This window comes from Gracilibacillus halophilus YIM-C55.5, assembly GCF_000359605.1.
GTDB lineage: Bacteria > Bacillota > Bacilli > Bacillales > Amphibacillaceae > Gracilibacillus > Gracilibacillus halophilus.
The window spans coordinates 1-19,819 of record NZ_APML01000012.1; the positions used below are offsets into that span (position 1 = coordinate 1).

General features: G+C 37.3%; 18 protein-coding genes and 1 riboswitch. Of the genes, 6 read left to right on the forward strand and 12 right to left on the reverse strand.

The window, feature by feature from the left end; translation table 11 throughout:
- Positions 1-103: 103 nt before the first annotated feature.
- A riboswitch (SAM riboswitch) is annotated at positions 104-208 on the forward strand.
- A gap of 72 nt (positions 209-280) precedes the next feature.
- Positions 281-1,372, forward strand: a complete 1,092-nt coding sequence (locus tag J416_RS02755; RefSeq protein WP_003464383.1) for a methionine biosynthesis PLP-dependent protein — start codon at positions 281-283, stop codon at positions 1,370-1,372.
- A gap of 220 nt (positions 1,373-1,592) precedes the next feature.
- On the opposite strand, the gene J416_RS02760 is transcribed toward J416_RS02755, so the two are convergent.
- On the reverse strand, positions 1,593-2,339 hold the full coding sequence (locus J416_RS02760) for a sulfite exporter TauE/SafE family protein (protein ID WP_003464385.1): 747 nt from the start codon (positions 2,337-2,339) through the stop codon (positions 1,593-1,595).
- Positions 2,340-2,699: 360 nt separating this feature from the next.
- On the opposite strand from J416_RS02760, the gene J416_RS02765 reads away from it, so the two are divergent.
- The 4 genes from J416_RS02765 (at position 2,700) to J416_RS15280 (ending at position 5,808) form a co-directional block, all read left to right on the forward strand.
- Positions 2,700-3,524 carry a lipoate--protein ligase family protein gene (locus tag J416_RS02765; protein WP_003464388.1) on the forward strand — a complete coding sequence of 275 codons (825 nt, stop codon included), beginning with the start codon at positions 2,700-2,702 and terminating at the stop codon, positions 3,522-3,524.
- Between the two features lie 13 nt (positions 3,525-3,537).
- Positions 3,538-4,485 carry a lipoyl synthase gene (lipA, locus tag J416_RS02770; RefSeq protein ID WP_003464391.1) on the forward strand — a complete coding sequence of 316 codons (948 nt, stop codon included), beginning with the start codon at positions 3,538-3,540 and terminating at the stop codon, positions 4,483-4,485.
- A gap of 16 nt (positions 4,486-4,501) precedes the next feature.
- On the forward strand, positions 4,502-5,293 hold the full coding sequence (locus J416_RS02775) for a Cof-type HAD-IIB family hydrolase (RefSeq protein WP_003464392.1): 792 nt from the start codon (positions 4,502-4,504) through the stop codon (positions 5,291-5,293).
- A 377-nt stretch (positions 5,294-5,670) separates the two neighbouring features.
- Entirely contained in the window at positions 5,671-5,808 is a 138-nt protein-coding gene (locus tag J416_RS15280; RefSeq protein ID WP_003464393.1) for a YjcZ family sporulation protein, read from the forward strand.
- A 74-nt stretch (positions 5,809-5,882) separates the two neighbouring features.
- On the opposite strand, the gene J416_RS02780 is transcribed toward J416_RS15280, so the two are convergent.
- Positions 5,883-8,135 carry a glycoside hydrolase family 127 protein gene (locus J416_RS02780; protein ID WP_003464395.1) on the reverse strand — a complete coding sequence of 751 codons (2,253 nt, stop codon included), beginning with the start codon at positions 8,133-8,135 and terminating at the stop codon, positions 5,883-5,885.
- A 128-nt stretch (positions 8,136-8,263) separates the two neighbouring features.
- Here J416_RS02780 and J416_RS02785 point away from each other — a divergent pair, with 128 nt between their 5' ends.
- Positions 8,264-9,127, forward strand: coding sequence for an AraC family transcriptional regulator (locus J416_RS02785; RefSeq protein ID WP_003464397.1), 864 nt, complete (start codon positions 8,264-8,266; stop codon positions 9,125-9,127).
- A 95-nt stretch (positions 9,128-9,222) separates the two neighbouring features.
- On the opposite strand, the gene J416_RS16105 is transcribed toward J416_RS02785, so the two are convergent.
- The 10 genes from J416_RS16105 to J416_RS02820 form a co-directional block, all read right to left on the reverse strand.
- Entirely contained in the window at positions 9,223-9,960 is a 738-nt protein-coding gene (locus tag J416_RS16105; RefSeq protein ID WP_240407241.1) for an ATP-binding protein, read from the reverse strand.
- Positions 9,960-10,391, reverse strand: coding sequence for a hypothetical protein (locus J416_RS16110; RefSeq protein ID WP_240407242.1), 432 nt, complete (start codon positions 10,389-10,391; stop codon positions 9,960-9,962). The genes J416_RS16105 and J416_RS16110 overlap by 1 nt, the downstream gene beginning before the upstream one ends.
- Before the next feature lie 21 nt (positions 10,392-10,412).
- Entirely contained in the window at positions 10,413-10,778 is a 366-nt protein-coding gene (locus J416_RS16115) for a glutamate ligase domain-containing protein (protein ID WP_240407243.1), read from the reverse strand.
- Positions 10,775-11,989, reverse strand: coding sequence for a Mur ligase family protein (locus tag J416_RS02795; protein WP_240407244.1), 1,215 nt, complete (start codon positions 11,987-11,989; stop codon positions 10,775-10,777). Before J416_RS02795 ends, J416_RS16115 begins: the two co-directional genes overlap by 4 nt.
- A 2-nt stretch (positions 11,990-11,991) precedes the next feature.
- Positions 11,992-12,765, reverse strand: a complete 774-nt coding sequence (locus tag J416_RS02800) for an alpha/beta fold hydrolase (RefSeq protein WP_003464400.1) — start codon at positions 12,763-12,765, stop codon at positions 11,992-11,994.
- Between the two features lie 236 nt (positions 12,766-13,001).
- Positions 13,002-13,157 (reverse strand): YozQ family protein, encoded by a 156-nt coding sequence (locus J416_RS15285; protein ID WP_003464403.1) that lies wholly within the window; start codon positions 13,155-13,157, stop codon positions 13,002-13,004.
- A 53-nt stretch (positions 13,158-13,210) separates the two neighbouring features.
- Complete coding sequence (locus J416_RS02805; RefSeq protein WP_003464406.1) at positions 13,211-15,754, reverse strand: PEP/pyruvate-binding domain-containing protein; 2,544 nt, start codon at positions 15,752-15,754, stop codon at positions 13,211-13,213.
- A gap of 157 nt (positions 15,755-15,911) precedes the next feature.
- Positions 15,912-17,219 (reverse strand): ABC transporter substrate-binding protein, encoded by a 1,308-nt coding sequence (locus tag J416_RS02810; protein ID WP_003464409.1) that lies wholly within the window; start codon positions 17,217-17,219, stop codon positions 15,912-15,914.
- Complete coding sequence (locus J416_RS02815; protein WP_003464413.1) at positions 17,209-19,059, reverse strand: GGDEF domain-containing protein; 1,851 nt, start codon at positions 19,057-19,059, stop codon at positions 17,209-17,211. The genes J416_RS02810 and J416_RS02815 overlap by 11 nt, the downstream gene beginning before the upstream one ends.
- Positions 19,060-19,586: 527 nt before the next feature.
- Positions 19,587-19,814, reverse strand: coding sequence for a sulfurtransferase TusA family protein (locus J416_RS02820; RefSeq protein ID WP_083875520.1), 228 nt, complete (start codon positions 19,812-19,814; stop codon positions 19,587-19,589).
- Between the last annotated feature and the right edge of the window lie 5 nt (positions 19,815-19,819).

Genomic DNA, 19,819 nt, shown 5'->3' on the forward strand with positions numbered 1-19,819 from the left:
ACCTTTTAGAAAACAGCGTAGAAGAAAAAACAACCAGAGATCTTTTCTCTTGATTTTTTGATTCATGGATAGTATGATTTCATTATAAAAGTATATATGCAATATCTTATCAAGAGAAGCTGAGGGACTGGGCCCTATGAAGCTTCAGCAACCAGCAAAATGTATGGTGCTAATTCCAGTGGCATAATGAGATAGCCGAAGATAAGAAGGATACATACCAATCAAGACCTTCTTACTGGAGAGAAGGTCTTTTTTTATTTTTTCTTTAGGAGTGTTAAACATGAAGCAGAATATGGAATCGATATTAGCTCAAATCGGAAATCGCAATGATGAAAAAACAGGTGCCGTAGAAGCGCCATTATATCTATCAACAGCTTATCAACATAAAGGATTAGGCCAATCAACGGGATATGATTATGCGCGAACAGGCAATCCAACTAGAGAAATTGTTGAAAATACCATAAGCGAGTTAGAGGAAGGTGCACAAGGATTCGCTTGCTCTTCTGGAATGGCTGCGATTCAATTAATTTTAACACTGTTTCAGCAAGGTGATGAATTGATTGTGACAGAAGATATCTATGGTGGTAGCTATCGATTATTCGATCACTATGAAACAGCGTATCAAGTAAAACCTGTATATACGACACCTGATGCGATTGAACGTGCGATCACATCTCAAACAAAAGCCATTTTTATTGAAACGCCGACTAACCCGCTATTATTAGAGATCGATATTCAACAAGTCGCTAATATCGCAAACAATCATAATTTATGGTTAATTGTTGACAATACATTTTATACCCCATATCTACAGAAACCGTTAAACCAAGGTGCTGATATTGTCATACATTCTGCAACCAAATATTTAGGTGGACATAACGATGTTTTGGCTGGCCTCGTGGCGGTAAAAGATAAACAGATTGGCGAAAAGCTTGAATACATGCAAAATGCCATCGGTGCCGTATTATCTCCGTTTGATTGTATGTTATTAATTCGGGGAATGAAGACGTTAAGCCTACGACTAGAGAAGCAACAATCGAACGCCCAAGAGATTGTCACATTTTTGGAAGAACATCCAAATGTATCTGATGTATTATATCCAGGGCGAGGAGCAATGGTAAGTTTCCGTGTCAAAAACGAAAACATCGTCGATCCATTCTTACAACGATTGGAGTTAATTTCATTTGCAGAAAGTTTAGGTGGAGTGGAAAGCTTTATTACCTACCCATCAACACAAACACACTCTGAAATTCCGAAAGAAGAACGTGACCGTCGCGGTGTTGATGATACGCTTCTTCGTTTTTCAGTCGGCATTGAACATGCACAAGATTTAAAACTAGACTTAGACCAAGCATTAAAAGCCCACTCATAAAAGAGATATCAAATAGAAGAGGGACAGACCAGTAAATCGTGACTACATCAAAAAACGGACTTTACCTGATACGCTGTTTTCTAATACAACAAAGGTTACGAAAACAGCCATCTGATAAAAACAGAGAAAGTTCGTTTTTTTGATGCAAAGAGTTATGTCCTAGTCTAGTCTCTTTTCAACAAATGCTATGATAACCTCAAGACTCAATGAATTTCTGTTCTTAACCAATAATTAAACGAATCGCACCAACGGCAGCAAAGAATAGAACAAGAAATTGAAATGTTTTTTGCGGGATCACCTTTAAGACATAAACGCCGATCATTGCCCCGATTAAAATGGCAGGTAGCACCCACACATTAAATGCAATTGATCTTGTAGTAATTAAACCAAGCTGTATATAAAATGGCACTTTAATCACATTCACAAATAAAAAGAACCATGCTCCCGTTCCGATAAATTGTTTTTTTGGCAACCCCTTTACAAGTAAATATATTGCCATTACACCACCTGATGCGTTACCTACCATTGTCGTAAATCCAGCTAAAACTCCCATAGAGAATGTAAATAGTTTTGATGTCGGCAATAACTCATTAAACCGGTCACCTAGTTTTTCACGACTTATATGTAGAACGATTAACGCTAATACCATAATTCCGACTAATGGCTTTAATTGTTCATTCGTTACCCATTCTAAGACAAAGTATCCTAACATAATACCGACTAGCGTCCATGGTACTAATGAAAATAAATGTCGCCAAACAACACTCCGTCGATAATAAGTGACGGCAAAAATATCGGCTGCAATCAGTAATGGTAATAGAATACCAACCGATTCTCGCGCTGGAAATAGCATCATAAATATCGTGACAACAAGAATCCCCATACTCGCAATACCAGCTTTAGCAAACCCAATAAGCAGTCCACTAATCAGGACAATGATCCATTCCCATACCGTTAAATCAAACATAAGATCCCTCTCATTCTCTCTTTATTGTCCACAAAGAAAAGCACTGACATCTAACAGTGCCTTCTTCATCAAACGAGATCAATCGATTCACGATCATCCAAATCGTCCTTTTATACTATAACATATCACACAAGTCTGTTAGGCAAATGACATTTGATCATTCGTCATCATTCGAATCCATGTTCAGCTTGCTCATGCTCGATAATGATAGGAGCCTTTTTACTTTGACATTGATAGTTCCAAGTTGTACCATAAAGGTATTGAATGCAAGATAGAATGCTTATTCATGCTGTGATTATCATATGAATTTCTCGGCACAAGCTTATATTTTTTAAGGGGGGAATAGCGTTTTTATACGCTATGAAAATGACAGAAACTTGGTACTTCCTAGATACAGGTGAGCAATCACCAGCATACAACATGGCGGTTGATGACTGTCTCTTGCGATGGCACAGTAATCAAGAAATTCCGCCAGTTATCCGCTTTTACCAATGGAAGCCTGCTGGTTTATCAGTTGGTTATTTTCAAAAAACAAAGGGAAAAATAAATTTTGATGCATTAGAAAATCAAAATATTGACTTAGTACGACGTTTGACAGGTGGTCGAGCGGTCTTGCACGATCAGGAGCTTACATACAGTATAATCGTCTCTGAATCACATTCAGATATGCCTCGCTCGGTAAAAGAAGCATATCTTATTTTATCCAAGGGACTGTTAGAAGGATATAACAACCTTGGTATTGATGCATCATTTGCTATTCCAGAAGAAAAACAAAAGACGACACAATCTGCTGTTTGTTTTGAGGAACCCTCATGGTATGAATTAGTTGTTCATGGTAAAAAAGCAGCCGGCAGTGCACAGACAAGAAAGAAAGGTGTGATTCTACAACATGGATCGATTCCTATAACTGTTGATGATACAAAACTATATGATATGTTTGTCTATCCTAATGAAAAGGTAAAAGAAAGAGCACGCCGCGCGTTTAAAGATAAGGCGATTTCCATCGAAGAAGCAGCCGGTCGAACGGTAACGATGGAAGAAACCAAAGATGCTTTTAAACATGGCTTTGAACAAGGACTCAATATTACGTTTAAGCCACTTACTTTTAGTGATGATCAGAAAAAAGAAATCGAACATGTTATGCATCATACATATATGTCAGATGCATGGAATCTATCTAGATAGGAAGTGATTTGGTATGGCTAAAAATGAAGAACATGTACGCAAACCCGAATGGCTAAAAATTAAACTTAACACAAACAAATCCTACAATCGTTTAAAGCATTTAATGCGTGACAAGCGCTTAAACACAGTTTGTGAAGAAGCGAGATGTCCCAATATTCATGAATGTTGGAGTGAAAGACAAACGGCAACGTTTATGATTTTAGGAGACACATGTACACGTGGTTGCCGTTTCTGCGCGGTAAAAACTGGACTTCCGAATGAGCTGGATTGGGGCGAACCAAAACGTGTTGCTGAGTCGGTTGAAATTATGGGACTAAAACATGTTGTTGTAACATCTGTCGCACGTGATGATTTAAAAGATGGTGGCGCAGCTGTTTTTGCCGAAACCGTACGCCAAATCCGTGAACGCGTGCCAGGATGTACCATTGAAATTTTGCCGTCTGATATGAAAGGCGACTATGAAAGTTTACATACACTCATGAGCAGTGCACCTGATATTTTCAATCATAATATTGAAACAGTCCGTCGTTTAACGAAACGTGTTCGTGCGATTGCGATGTATGATCGATCGTTAGAATTGCTACGTCGCGTAAAAGAAATTTCTCCAAATACCCCGACAAAATCCAGTATTATGGTCGGACTTGGTGAAACAAAGGAAGAAATTGTAGAAGCGATGGATGACTTGCGTGCAAACAATGTCGATATCATGACTATTGGACAGTATTTGCAACCAACGAAAAAACATTTGAATGTTGAACGCTATTACCATCCAGATGAATTTCAAGAATTAAAGGAAATTGCATTCTCTAAAGGATTTAAGCATTGTGAAGCTGGTCCACTTGTTCGGTCTTCTTACCATGCTGATGAACAAGTCAACCAAACGTCAGCTCAACGGCGCATTCAATATATGAAAGGTTATGAAGAAACAAGTGGTGAACAGTTAACCAACACGAACTTCTAACCGAAGGAGAGACAACATGTCATCATATAAAGTTTTATTCTTAGATATTGACGGAACAGTTTTACAAGATGACCATACAATTGCAACCTCAACTAAAAAGGCTGTGCAACAAGCAAAAGCGAAAGGAATTGAAGTATTTCTTGCAACTGGCAGACCACTACACGAAATTTCAGATATTGCTGATTCCTTAGACATCCATTCTTTCATTGGATATAATGGCGCTTATGCCATTTATGAAGATCAAGTGGTCTTCAATCAACCAATAGATTCCACAATCATTGAGCATTTTTTGCAAGTTGCTCATCAAAATGGACATGAAATGGTGCTTTATACAAATCAGTTGAACTTGTTCACATCCTTAACACCCGATTTCGTGCAGCGGTTTGCGGATTATTTCAATTTTCAACAAAACTTTCTCTACACTGATCAGTATAAACAAAATATTCTTGGGATTACGATGATGAATGTTAAACCGAACGAAACAGCACTGTACGATTTACCAAAGAGCGACATTTATTTTTCTGAGGTTAATGTAAGTGGTGTGGACGATTGTTATGATGTCATTCGAGAAAATGTGAACAAAGGACGAGCCATAAAAACGGTCTTAGAAAGGTTAGAAATAGAAGCTCATCAAGCGATTGCTTTTGGCGATGGCATGAACGATAAACAAATGCTTCAGTTTGTCGGTGAAAGTTTTGCCATGGGGAACGCACATGAAGAACTATTTCAATACGCCAAACATCGCACCACTTCTGTGAACAATGACGGCATTTACCATGGTTTGCAGTCATTAGGAATTGTGCCATAAAAACGACGTTTGATCGTTTGCAATTATCTTTGTCTTATCAGCGAAACAAGAGCAACTCGATATACTTTTAGATGCAAAAAGCCAACTTTTATAGTTGGCTTTTTGCGCTTTCGTCTCGAGAAAGCAGGACACCATAAATGGATAGGGGAGCAACTAGTATCAAACACATAAGCATTCGGAAGTGAACTTCTTTACTTTTTGCTTATATGTGATTGTCTTAACGATAACAGATCCTCATAACCGATTCAGTGCTTTTGTCAGATTTATTGACACACTTTCTACAACTGCCCATTTTTATAGAATATGGTTGTTTACCCTAACTTCTTAGAAAAACTGACATACATTATATAGTGACAATACTCAAGGAGGTCGATAGGATGAGTTACTATCAACAGTGTGGCGGCTACGGCAGTGGCTATGGCGGCGGATATGGTAGCGGATATGGTAGCGGATTTGCGCTAATCGTCGTATTGTTTATTTTGTTGATCATCGTAGGTGCTTCTTTCTATAGCTAGATTCTAGGAAAAGCTGGGGCAAATTCTTGTCCCAGCTTTTTATTTGCTTTTCTGTTCAAATGATATCGATTGCGTCATGATTCGAACATCGTAAACCGCGCCAGCAATTTTTCTCGCTCGGCTTCAAAACGGACGGTTATTTCTTGTTTATCCCTCACCCATTCTTCTGGTAAGGCATAGCGAACAGTAACGAGTTGTCCTTCCTTTTCTCCATGTAAAGTTTGCTTTGATAAAAGATTTTCATTAATATAAATCGCAAATTCTCGTTCGAATACTTGGCCATCGATGATTTCTTGCTGATCACTGCCAAAATAACTGACAGATAAATCGATTGGTTGATTGGAATCAACTTTTACGTTATAACTAAAAAATCCACCATCTTTCGCCTCACGCCAATTTTTCTTAACGATTGCATTGTAGCCTGTATGAGAATATAGACGTTGTAACTGATGGTCCACTTCTGGCTGCTGTTCACCTGGACTCACTTGATCAATAGTGATCCCCATTTCGTCTTCGCCTCTATCATTATCTTCTTCAATAAAATGTGTGAACTCCTTTTCCGTCATGACTTTCCAATAAATTGTATATCGTTCATGGTGAATGTCATAAAACGGTTTTAGCGTTACTGACTGATGATTGGGTTGACCAATTGGTTCAGTTTCAAACGTTAAGGTTTTCCAGTTGACACAAGTAATTTGTGTGAACAATGGTTCGTTAGTCACCAATGTCGGCACATCAATTAACGGATGATCATTTAGTGCCTGATGATCATCCAAAATATCGGTCTTGGGATAATTTTCTCTCCCTAACGCACCAGCTAAAACAAGCGGGCCGTACATCACCACTTGTTTGCGCGGATCATCTTTGGCTTGATATATATGAACATCTGTAGGAAGCGTTATTTCAATAACATCCCCTTCTTGCCAATCATTTTCGATAACAATATAACCATTCTCTTCCTTATAACTGATCCATTCATCATTTACATAGCATTGTAATGGTTCTGTTAACCAGTAAGGTTTTCGAATGTTCATTTTCGTGGCAGGATTAGATACATATTCAATAGTTAACCTTGTCTTCAGTTGATAGGGAAAATCGGTGTGCTGTGACATGACGAATGGATCCGATACAAACTTTGACTGAATAAATAACTGAACATAGAAATCATCTTTTATATAATCATAGATTCCTTGATTATATCGCGCGGGACTCTCCATACCCGTTCCTGTACAACACCAAAACGAATTCTCCTCTGAGTGATAGACTTTAAAATGGCCGGGCTCAGATGGGACAAAATATGTTTTCATCCCTGTGTCTGGATCTTGCGATGCTAAAATGTGATTATATAAAGCGCGTTCGTAAAAGTCATAATAACGAGATGATGGCTCCCATTCAAACAACAATTCTGTCAGTTTTAACATATTATATGTGTTACACGTTTCAGTGGTTGTTATGCCGAGTTCTTCTGCCTCCTCAGGTCCAAAATGTTCTCGGATACTATTTCCACCTATCGCATATGTTCGATATTTTATGACTTGCTCCCAAAAAAATGTAGCAATGCGCTGATATTTGTCTTTCCCTGTGAGATTGTACAATTTGGCAACGCCGATCACTTTTGGAATTTGGGTATTGGCATGCTTTCCTTCTAAATCATCTACTCCTCTAGCTAACGGATCTAATACCGCTTCATGATAAAACTTTTCCGCTAATTCTAAATATCGATCATCATGTGTCATTTGGTATAAATCTGCAAACACTTCAATCATACCGCCATGTTCACATACGAGCATTTTTTGAAATTGATCGTGTGTCAATGTATGTAATCCTTGATACGCCCAATCTGCAAGTGTCGTAACAATGTCTAAAGCTAATCGATGTCCAGTTAAATAATAAACATCCACTAACCCAGCAAAAATTTTATGAATGGAATACCAAGGTACCCACGATCCGCCTAGACTAAAATTATCGACGTCAAATTCGCCTGTAAATACTTGATCAAAACAATCACGAGGAAAACCAGCAACAAATCCTGTTCTATCTAATGATTGAACATAAGCCAATTCTTCTAATGCATCATTTAATTTAACATATAACGTCTCATCACCGGTTACTTGATACATGGTAGCAGTTGCTGATAGCCAGTGACCGATGGAATGTCCACTAATCGCAGTCGATTCCCATCCACCGTACCGAGGTTTTTTTGGTGTATGAGAAGCAGCTTCATAGCAAGGTGCTACTAATCGGTCAACATCCAGATTTATTAAGTATTCTTTTCCCTTTTCTTGAGATTGCTTGAACATTGCATCTTGTAGAATCGTTTGTTCCATTTATAACCCTCCTCTTTCTAGTATGACGGGCATTGTAGGTAATGTACATTTCAATTTCTTTATAATCCCTATCTTTTTTTTGTTTCTTTTATGGTATACTTTAGAAAAAGCGAGAGGGAGGTCTATCGATGAATCATCAAGTACATATTGACGGTTATTCGTATCCATTAGTTCAGGAAATTGGTTTGATGGAAGATCGTGATGGGATATTTAAGCATCCAGACCGGCAGCTCGATCATTTACATGTATTTATATACGTGACAAGAGGTAAATTACACGTCGTTGAAGATCATGTTGAGTATCAATTACGAAGTGGTTCCTATCTTTTTCTTAGAAAAGGGGTTCACCATTGGGGGGAAAACTTTTATAATCCTGGGTCGAGTTGGTATTATATCCATTTTTATGACCGAAATACGGCAAAGCAACTCGATACATACTCTCCCTACCGTCAAACATCGTTTATCAACGAAGAAGCTTATGAATCAAGAATATATCTACCAAAACATGATACGGTCAACAGTCAAAATTATATTAAGAAACAACTGTCTTCCATTATGGAGCGTTATCAATCTTCTCATCCATTACGACCCATGTTAACAAGTATGAGTACCTATCAATTATTTCTTGATTTATATACTGAGAAACTACACGAATCATCAGCAAAAAAATCACACCGCATCATTCACCAAATGATCGAACTCTTTCATAATCAGAAAGGACGTAAATTAACCAGTGAGGAAATTGCGTCGATGATGGGGATGAACTATTCTTATTTATCCTCATTGTTTAAAGAACATACAGGCAAAAGCATCACACAATATCAAAATGAACGCATCATTGAACGAGCGATTCAGTTATTTAAAAACGAAAATAAAAATGTGTCAGAAGTTAGTGACACTTTAGGATTCACTAATCCCTTTTACTTTAGCCGTGTATTCAAAAAAACAATCGGTGTCTCACCTTCAGCTTATCTTGAACAAATCTATCGATAAGCTTCCTATCAGATCAATGAAATGACAAAACCTCATATAGTGAGCGTCTACCTACTCACCATATGAGGTTTGTTTTGATCGCCGACCAACTTTTCTTACTTCGCTTTCGATCCTTTACTCTGTAATGAAAACAAATTCGTATCAATGGAGAATTCAATCGTTTGTCGTTCTCTTGCTCGTTTTATTGCTAATTGAATGAGTTCATTCGTCAATTGCTGAAAATCTTTGCCAGATGGTTCCCATAAATAAAAGGATAGTGAGCCAGGAATGGTATTAATCTCGTTTACGAACACATGGCCTTGCGAATTAATCAAAAAGTCAATTCTCGAAACACCACTCGCATTCAACAATTGAAAAGTTTGTTCTGCCAATTGTTTTACATTGGTTGTAGTTTCCTCTGAAATTTCTGCCGGAATCACACGATTAGCAGATTCCATTCCCTTCGTATCCCCATCTTTTCCACCGCCTTGATATTTATCAGCATATGATAAGATTTCATCGGTTCCAAGCACTTGTTCACAAACCGAGCTTTCGACGGATTCATAATCACCAATAACAGAGCAATTGACTTCTGTTAAATCGTCAATCACTTCTTCAATAATGACACGATGACTATAAGTGATAGCAAGCTCAACTGCCTCTTCCATCTCATCAAGCGTTTCAGCTTTGCTTATACCAACACTAGAACCAAGATTAGCAGGTTTTACGATGACTGGATAGCCAATTTTTTCTGCCTTTTGCAGGATATCTTCTTTTTTTACATGCCATTCTGTCGCATAAAACCATTCGTAAGCAACAATTGGCACGCCAGCATCAGCTAATATTTGTTTCATCATAATTTTATCCATACCTGCTGCTGATGAGCAACGTCACAGCCGACATACGGAAGTCCGAGCAATTCAAGATAGCCTTGAAGAGACCCATCTTCCCCATTGGTTCCATGAATGACTGGAAATGCAACGTCGATAGCTGAGATAACACCCTTTGAAAATAAAGGTTTCTCTTTTTTCTTCAATACAATGTTTCCATCTTCTTGATCCAATAGGACGTTATCTGCTTCTTTTAATAGTCGTTCCAAATCCTTGAAATTTTCAATATCTGTTAGCACATCACCTGTATACCATTCGCGTGACTTGCTAATATATACTGGTATCACTTCATATTTGTTAGAATCTATGGATTGTATCGCTTGAAGTGCAGAGATCACTGACACTTCATGTTCAACAGATACGCCGCCAAAGATGACGGCTACTTTCGTTTTCACAACCGATTCCTCCTCAACTTGTTATTCATTATAGGTATCAGGCAAATCATTCTCCAATAACACAATGGCATCATGACGGCCAAGTGATTGTAATTGTTCAATGGCTTGATTTAAGTCTTTTGCAATAAAATATTGATCCTCTGAGAAGTTCTTTTCTTTCAGTCCATCCTGCAGTGGTTCGGTTTGTTTCTTGCCGACTAAAATCACATAGTCACATACATCAGCTGCTTGTTCACCAAGTATTTTATTATATTCATATTCTTTATCGCCTAACTCAATCATTCCTGGTGTAACTAACACTTTGTAACCATCCATAGTAGAAAGCACTTCTAAGGCTTGACGGGCCCCAGTCGGATTCGAATTAAAACTATCATCGATGACAGTCAATCCGCCGAATCCTTTTTAATTTCCATACGGTGCTTAACGGCTTGCACTTTTTTTACACCAAGTTGCAACTTATGAAGTGGTACACCCATTTCCCAAGCCACACTAATTGCAGCCAACATGTTATACACATTATGTTTGCCTAACAACTTCGTATCAAACGTCGCATCTAGACTGCCCGCTTTATTCGTCACTCGGAAGGTCGTGCCCTTATTATGATAGTAAATATCTGAAGCTACGTAATCTGCTGTTTCATCATCGATAGCGAAATAGATTCTTCGGCAAGGATTTTTCGGTGTATACGACATAATATTTTCGTCATCGCGATTTAAGAAAGCCGTACCATCTTCAGGCAACGATTCGACAATTTCATATTTCGTTTTCTTAATATTATCTAATGTCTTAAATGTTTCCAAATGTTGTTCACCAATCGCCGTTAGGACCGCATAATTATGTCCGACTAATTCACAAATTTCTTGAATATTTCCTGGTTCTTTCGCTCCCATTTCTGCAATAAATACATCATGATATGGTTTCAATGAGTTTCTGACAGTAATGGTCACACCAATTTTCGTATTAAAACTTTCGGGTGTTTTTAATGTATTAAAATGAGTGGTTAAAATGGTATCTAAAATAAATTTAGTACTTGTTTTACCGAAACTTCCAGTAATACCGACTTTTTTTAGATCAGGCATTTGCGAAATAATTTGGCTAGCGTCCTTATAATAAGATTGTTTAATCGCATTTTCAATCGGTCGGTTGATCAGATTTGCCAACAAAACAAAACCATATGTCGCCATGCTACTGATGAGTAGAAGGACTGTTGCAATAAGTAATGAATCTTCTCGCCACACAAAGTGGAGAATCGTTGCCACTAAAAGCAAATATATAAGTGCAATCGTCGTTAGTAATCGTTTGACACGAGGCGTATACGCAAGTTTCTTTTTTTCTTGATTCGTTTTTCCTGTCGGTATCCATAATAAAAGCAGCGGAAGTAACGCAACGATCCAATAGGTGTTAAAAATGATAAGAATGATACTCACAAGTGCAAACCATTCATTCACCGGTACAACTTTGGTTCGGTGTTGCTTCATCCAATGCAAGAAGCGATTATTAAAGTAGCCATTTAATTGTAGCATATGGATCGATTGTTTGATTCGAAATAGTTGCGACATCATCCATATAACAACGAGTATCGTAAACGAAATCTGCATGATTAATTGTCCCCTTTATCTTCTTCTAAGAATGTATCAATAATCGTTGCCACACGACGTTTCTGTTCAAGGAACACATAATGCCCAGCGCCTTCAATCAGTGCTAGACCTGCGTCTGGTATGAGTTCCTCCATTTTTCTCGCATCATCAACTGGAGTGGCTGTATCATTTGCGCCCCAAATTAACAGTGTGGGCGCTTGAATATGCGGCATATGGTGCGTAAGATCTTCATTTACCACTTTACTTAACGTTTGTTGCATCACACGAGACGCATTCTGATAATCAGATGATCCAGCTTTTCCCCGGTATTTACTCAAAATGTCTTCCTTATACTTATTTAAGACGGGCAAACGTAAACATTGTTTGATTGCTTTAAATGTATAAACCTTTACATAGTATTTTAGTGATCGCTTCGGTTTAATTCCTGCGCTTCCGATCAAAATGATTTTTTCTACGTCGGAATGGCGCGAAGCATATTTAATCGATACTCTCCCACCAAAAGAATGTCCGACGAGTATTGGCTGCTCAATTTGTAATTGTAGTAATAATTTTTCTAGAAAATCAGTGTATTGACTTACATCCCAAGACTCAGGTGGTTCATCACTTTGCCCGAATCCAGGAAAGTCAATCGATGTGACTTGAAAATCTTGAGCCAAGGAATGTTGTAAGTCAGCAAATAAATCAAGACTTGTTCCCCAGCCATGTAGCAAAACGACCGGTTGACCTTCTCCTTCTTGTTGGTAATGTATATGTAACTGATCAATTTCTGTAAACACAAAGTAACGCTCCTTCAAATGTTCTAACTCATAGATTCGTTTCTTAATGTAACTATATGAGGTTTATTATCGTTTTAGTAAAATTATTTCGCACACCATATATCATATCATAAAATGTAAAAATGTTTATAATGGATTAATGGAACAACAAAAGAAAATTCATGTCGATGATTATGAAATGAAATTATAGCATTTCCCATAGCATAGAAAAAGCATGATCGATTATTCGACCATGCTTAGTTATTTGACCCGTCGTTATATCCTTCTTTTAACGTGTCGGTTGCTTGTTCATGTGTTTTTGCTAATCCCTTGCTCAGCTCATCTTTTCTTTGATAATCCTCTGCTTCATAATTTCTTTCAGCGATTTGTTTTTTGCTTTTCTTTTGGTCCATGTCATCACCTCATACGATAGCGTTGGCCATCCCGTCAATATTATTCATAACCATTAACGACATACCAACTTTTGACGGACGATGTCAGCTACTAATTCCATCGATTGTACTTGGGCCACATGGATGACGTGTTTCCATTCATGATATTTCTCATCCCATTGTAACAGTAGATTGGGCTCATTTGTAATATATGATGGATCATACCGAACTTCTTCATGCCCGTCAAATACAGCTCCGTAAAAAATATCTGATTCCACAATATCTTGGAAAAAATGACTGCCATATGATAATTCTGGTGAAAACCCTTTTTTCTCAGAAGCGACTTCAAAAATCGCATCAGCATGCTGTATCTCCGTAAAGTGAACAGGCACGCCTAATGACGGTGTTGATGTTCCCCACCGACCCGGACCAACAAGTAATAGATTCTCTTCTTTCAAATAACGACTGATTTGGCCTATTTGCCGCGCAACTCCATGTTTATCTTGATCTGATAAATATAAATATTCATTTATATCGATGATGACAACATAATCCACTGGTAAACGAATATTTCCACCCATAAAATGACCAGCTGTTTGGATAAAGCATGATTCCGATGGTGTTAAATCTGGCACTTGAACGGATTGACCTAACCCTTTGGTTTGTAATGGGCGACACTGAACAAGATTTAATTTAAATTCATCTTTATTTTGAAAATTAGCGGTAAATTCTACATCAACCGGATACTCATACACAGTAGCGATTTCTGCTAACATATCCCGCATCACGTTTGGAAAGGACGAATGTTTTAACAATTTATGAAAATCAAAGATATACGGAGTTGGCATATTTTTATACCCAAGTTCTTTCAACCGAAACATCGTCTCCGTATCAAGTGATGCAAATAAATCACGTTCAACATCCCAAACATGAGCAATGGCATCATCTGCCTTGATACTTGAGAACTGATTATTTCGAATCGATAGCGCATCAACTCCATGTTGTGAGAATTTTTTCGCATCATCCATATGCATCAATGGCTTGCGTGTCGGCTGGTCCAACGTCACAATTCTCGCGTAATCATCTACTGTTCGGTCAACAGCACGTGTGCCGAGACCGAAGACAAGGCGAATCATGCCTGCATCCATATCCACATTTTGATCCCAGACATATAAGTTTGATGAATTGCCAACACCTGCAATATGCGGAAAGAAATGATCGCCATAATGGTCACCTGATACCCGCTGCACCAAGATGGCCATTTGTTCATCTTTATCAAATAAACCCCGGTTCATTCGATATTCCAATGCTTCTTCGTTCATCGTACTTGCATAAACAGTCCGAATCGCATCCTCGAAGGCTTGATACCTTTCTTCTGGTGTTCCTTGATTGACGCAAAATACACTTTCATATTTGCCTGCAAATGCATTGCCAAAGTTGTCCTCTAATAATGAGCTTGAACGAACAATAATGGGCGACTGACCAAAATACTCTAACAACTGAACAAATTGCTCTTTAATATTTGCAGGAAACGTACCTGTTAAAATTTTTTCTCGTAGTTCTTTGGCATACTTATAATATCCTTCTTTCGTTTTTTGTTTCACTCGTAGTTTCCACCAACCATTTTGAACAATAAATGTATAAAAGATATCAGAACCGATATAAAAGGAATCGTGTGCTTCTAAATACGGTCGAAAACGATCATTCTCTGCTTCTTTTAATATTTTTCGGGCTAAAAGCATACCGACACTTTTCCCTCCGATAAAACCTGTCCCAACTTCCCGTGATGCGATTTGTAAAATATCATGTAATGTGAAATATTGATCGCATAATTCAAACATACGAGAATTTCCACCCATTAACAGTGACATCAATAATCGCTTGGTTTTCTCCTGTGTCTGTCGATCTTTGTCTAAGTCTTCTTTGGCACGTGCAAACAAAACATGCCAATAGTCCATCTTCTCCTCCACGCGATTAATGTTCGAAAATAATTCAGATGCCTCCGAACTGGCTGTAATACTTTTTACATGATGATCTTCGATTAAATGCGGAAAGAACATCGTCGGTGAATAGCGTTGCCACACTTTTAATGGATGGACATAGTGCTTATCTTCAAGAACATATAAATCAAGTAAGACTTGCGTTGTTTCACGGATTCGAGCAATGGTACTATACGTGTGGACATTGCGATGAATCGCAAAATAAGCAATCGTATGTAATTCATATAAATACGGACAACATACACGGAAGAAATTCCCTATCATTAAATCAGAATACCAACTCGATAATAAGTCCGTTAAACTGTCAAAAACATAAAACGTTTTCGTTCCTTCATTTTCAATTAAACGATGAACTTCTGTTGCGAACCCTTCAAATCCCATATTTGCATCCACTTCATATGTGACGACATCGGACGATTGCTCTAATAAAGGTGGATGATCGCCAAATCGAACATAGACCACTTTTCGATTGTCTGCTATTGCTTGATTCACAAAAGGAATGACCATATCTCGATAATTTTCAATATAGTCCACTTGCCAAACGACATTATCGCCTAACCGCAGAGAATCAATCGTGCGGTCAAATCCTGAGATTCCTGTAGATACTTTTAACTCCATTTCCAATACGATCACCAACTATTTCGATATTATAATCTCATTATAACATCATATACTAATAAAACTATATCGATTCAAGATAGGTAGTATGCAAAACTCATATATATGGAATCTCCAGTCATTCTAGCATGAAAAAATGAATGGGCTATTCACCCATTCATTTTGACGTTGATTCCGTATTGTATAAATTCATTAGGGAGCGTCGATCATATCTGATTTGTTGATTGACAGACTGGTGTAATTGATTCATCGTATCACCATTAATCTGCGTTTGATTTGTACTTATTCGTTGTAATGTCACTTCCCATACCATTTCTACTTGTTGATCGAGTGGTGTCGGTTGCCCCCTATCATTTTCACTTAACATATCCCAATACGTTTTCTTTAAGTTCTCATTTCGATAAAAAGGATCATTTTCCATCTCTCGGTACATATTAAGCATATCTTTACTCATCGATCGGATAAACTCCCATGCTGCCTTTTTATTATCGCTATCTGTAGGAATGGCCATTGATAAACTGGATGTCTTCTCATTTCCTGATAATCCAAACGGCATGTCCGTAATCGCCCAATCTCCCTTCTGTTCTGGCACCCAATCCTTCAAAGAATTTTGCACATATTTCGGTGCATGAAACATGACGAGTTGATCATTTTGTAGTGCTTGCCGTCCGTTTTCTTCCCAAATATTAAGATATGGGGATAACTGATATTCTGTAGCCAAAATGCTTGATTCAATCGCTTTAGCCATCGGTTGTTCATCCCCTAAGTAATTATATCCAGCATCAAAAAAGTCAGCCGAATGTAACACAGATCCCATCATGGCCCAATTTGATTGAATCATGTACTGATCCTTTGTTTTTAAGTTTTCTGCTAAACGCAACCATCGATCGACATTCGCTAAGTACTCTGATAATTTATCTGGATCACTTGGAAATCCAGCCTTGTCCATTATATCCGCTCGATAGAAAGTGACATAAGGGAAATACAGTAATGGAAAAGCATACATCGTTTCATCTGTTGCATTTTTATGATTTTCTAACAACCCTTTAGGAAACTTTGAAAAAAACGTTTCATTAACATAAGGTTTACTATTTAATGTTTCAAGTCCATTGATGCTAGAAAATGAACCTAAATGCTGATTAGGAATAACCATTACATCTGGTACACGTTGGTTCACTATACTATCTCGATATGTATTGACTAGTTGGTTCGAATCAATGATTTCAATCTCTACTTCGAGTTCTGGATATTTATTTTGAAAACTAGACAATGAATGTTCAAAAACATTTTCTGGTGTCCAGATCACCAACCGGTCTGAAGAATTATTTTGTGATTGCGATTCGTCGATATTTTGCCCATTATTTGATAAATTTGAAGCTTGATAGGATTGAAAAGAAGCATGACAACCACTTAGCATCATGATTCCAATGATTAAAATATATACACACAGCCATTTATTGTTCATGCTCCTCCCCCTTTTCCAATTCTTGATGAGTGATTTGTTTTTGTTCATACATTAACGTATCTGCTTGATGTAAGATACCATCAACGGTTGTACCATCATCAGGATAAAAACTGATGCCAATACTTGCTGTCAACTGTATTTGTGTATCAAATAATGAAATCGGGCGATTGATATCATTGATTAACACGTGACGGATATTTTGCACTGACTGCTTGTCTGAAAGGCGAACAATCGCAATAAATTCATCTCCTGCTAACCGATACATTTGTATAGACGGATAATCTTGTTCAAACTGTTTGAGACGGTGCGCAACTCCTTTCAACAATTCATCACCACCACTATGTCCTAACGTATCATTGACTTGTTTAAATTTATCCAGATCAATAAATAATATAGCAAAAGGATCTTCTTGAAAGTCATCTCCTTCTATGATTTGATTCATATCTTCATAAAACGAGTAACGATTCGGTAATTTTGTCAAATTATCAAAATGTGCTAGTTCATACAACCTCGTTTCCGATTCAATTAATTGATTCGTTTTTTCAATCAGTAATTCATTCTGCTTGCTTTCTTCTTTCATCATCTTCTGAAACTGAATCGCTACAATTTTAATATTATCGCCTAACCGTGAAAATTCATCAATCCTCGTATCTGGCCATTTAAAATGTTGTTCCTTTAATTTGTTTGGCAAATCCGATGTTAAATCTGTCAAAAAGCGTAGTGACTTCGATAAAATGTGATTCGTGATCATACCAAAAAGTAGCGCGACGAAAAGCACAACCATCGCAAAAATTAAATAAATTTGAGTATTATCAGTGACATCTATCATTATGTTACTTAAAGGAATCAATAACATCACTTGTTTATTTAAGAAATGACTCGATCCAATATAGTATCCTTGGAACCAATGAAATACTGAAGCATCATCACTAGGTACCCATATATATCCGTTTTCGTGGATTGACTGGGTATAACCATTTTGCAATGTTTGAATGATATTGTCATCAGGCAATCCATTTGTCACAGTAAGCCACTCGTCTCCCTTTTCATCTAAAATGATTACGCTTTTTTGATTATCATTTATATAAGGTTCCAGTAGTGCTTTTACTCTTGCTTTTTCTAAGTCAGCATCTAATTCAAAATATTGAATTTCATTAGCGTCCATTTCCGCCACACGTTCATTTAACCGTTCATCTAGCTCAATTAATGCATCTTCATACGATTGTAAAAGCTCTTCTTCAATCATTGAACTATTCAACCAAATAATAATTAATACAGGGATGACGGCTGCAATCATGATCATATGTGAAATTATTTGACCAAAATATAATCGCCTCTGTTTTGCAAGAAAATGTCTAACCCACGGAACATAAGGAAGATAGTCACTAACAATATCCGCTAGTAACGAAGCAATTAATATATTGATGATGTTTTTTAGAATATAAAAATTCGTCACCGGCCCGATAATCTCTGCATCGATAAAAAAAACGACAACAAAATAAGTGACAAGTATGAATATCGAATATAGGAAACTCCAAGTAAATAAATCTTTTCCTTTGCGTTGATATAAACCACCGATAATGATTAATTGGAGAAAACCAAACAAAATGACAGGAAAATGAATATGGGTAAAATAAGCCACACTAGAGAAACAAGCAAGAGCTATAAATGCATGCACAAGCCCGAATAATCGACTCATCGCTAAATACCAAATTGGGATTAAGCTGATTGAAAGACCGAATAACAGAGGAATTTCGATTAGCTGCACACATACCCCTGTGATAAGAAATATCAGATACGCGATGATATGTTTATTTCCTACAAATTTCATCCATCTCATGGCTAACTCCTCCGAGTAAGTCGATTATTGCTTGAATTTCTGTCATTTTAATATATGAACGTAAGTCATGCCTACCGTTTCTCTAATAATATATTTCATGATTAAACTTAAGATATGAAGTATTCTACTTTTACGAATTGGTACTATTATATCATATTCATTGTATTTTAGAAGTGATTCTATACCTATATTACTACGTGTCAAACGATCACATTGTTTCATTCTGTTTGCTCCATTCCTATTACTAGTCAAACAGCTTCTTATCAATCATCGATTGGCAAGATAAATGAATTTTTGATGCAAACAAATCCGCTTGATTCGCTTATTAGCCTCATATATGCATTTATGAGGCTGATAACTCCTTTCGTTTCTTCTATTTGAAGCATATATTGATTTTCTAAGCAAACAGCTCCTTCCATTTCTTCTGTTTGACGCAATTATTTTTATCTGCTTCATCATGCTATCAAAAAAATACCCCCACCACTCAATATGGTAGGGGGGATCACATGTCAAAGTATTTTCGATTGTTAGCCTTTTTTAATCCAGAATTTTAGAATTTGATCTTCTTCTGAGTCTTCTAGCAATTCATGTCCGCCAGATTTTGCCCATGCGGTAAGGTCACTCTTCGCCCCTTGATCTGTTGCATGAACTTCAAGCACCTCACCACTGTTCAATTCTTGCATAGCCTTTTTCGTTTTCACGATGGGCATTGGGCATGCCACATTCGTTGCATCTAACACCTTATCAGATTCAATCATTG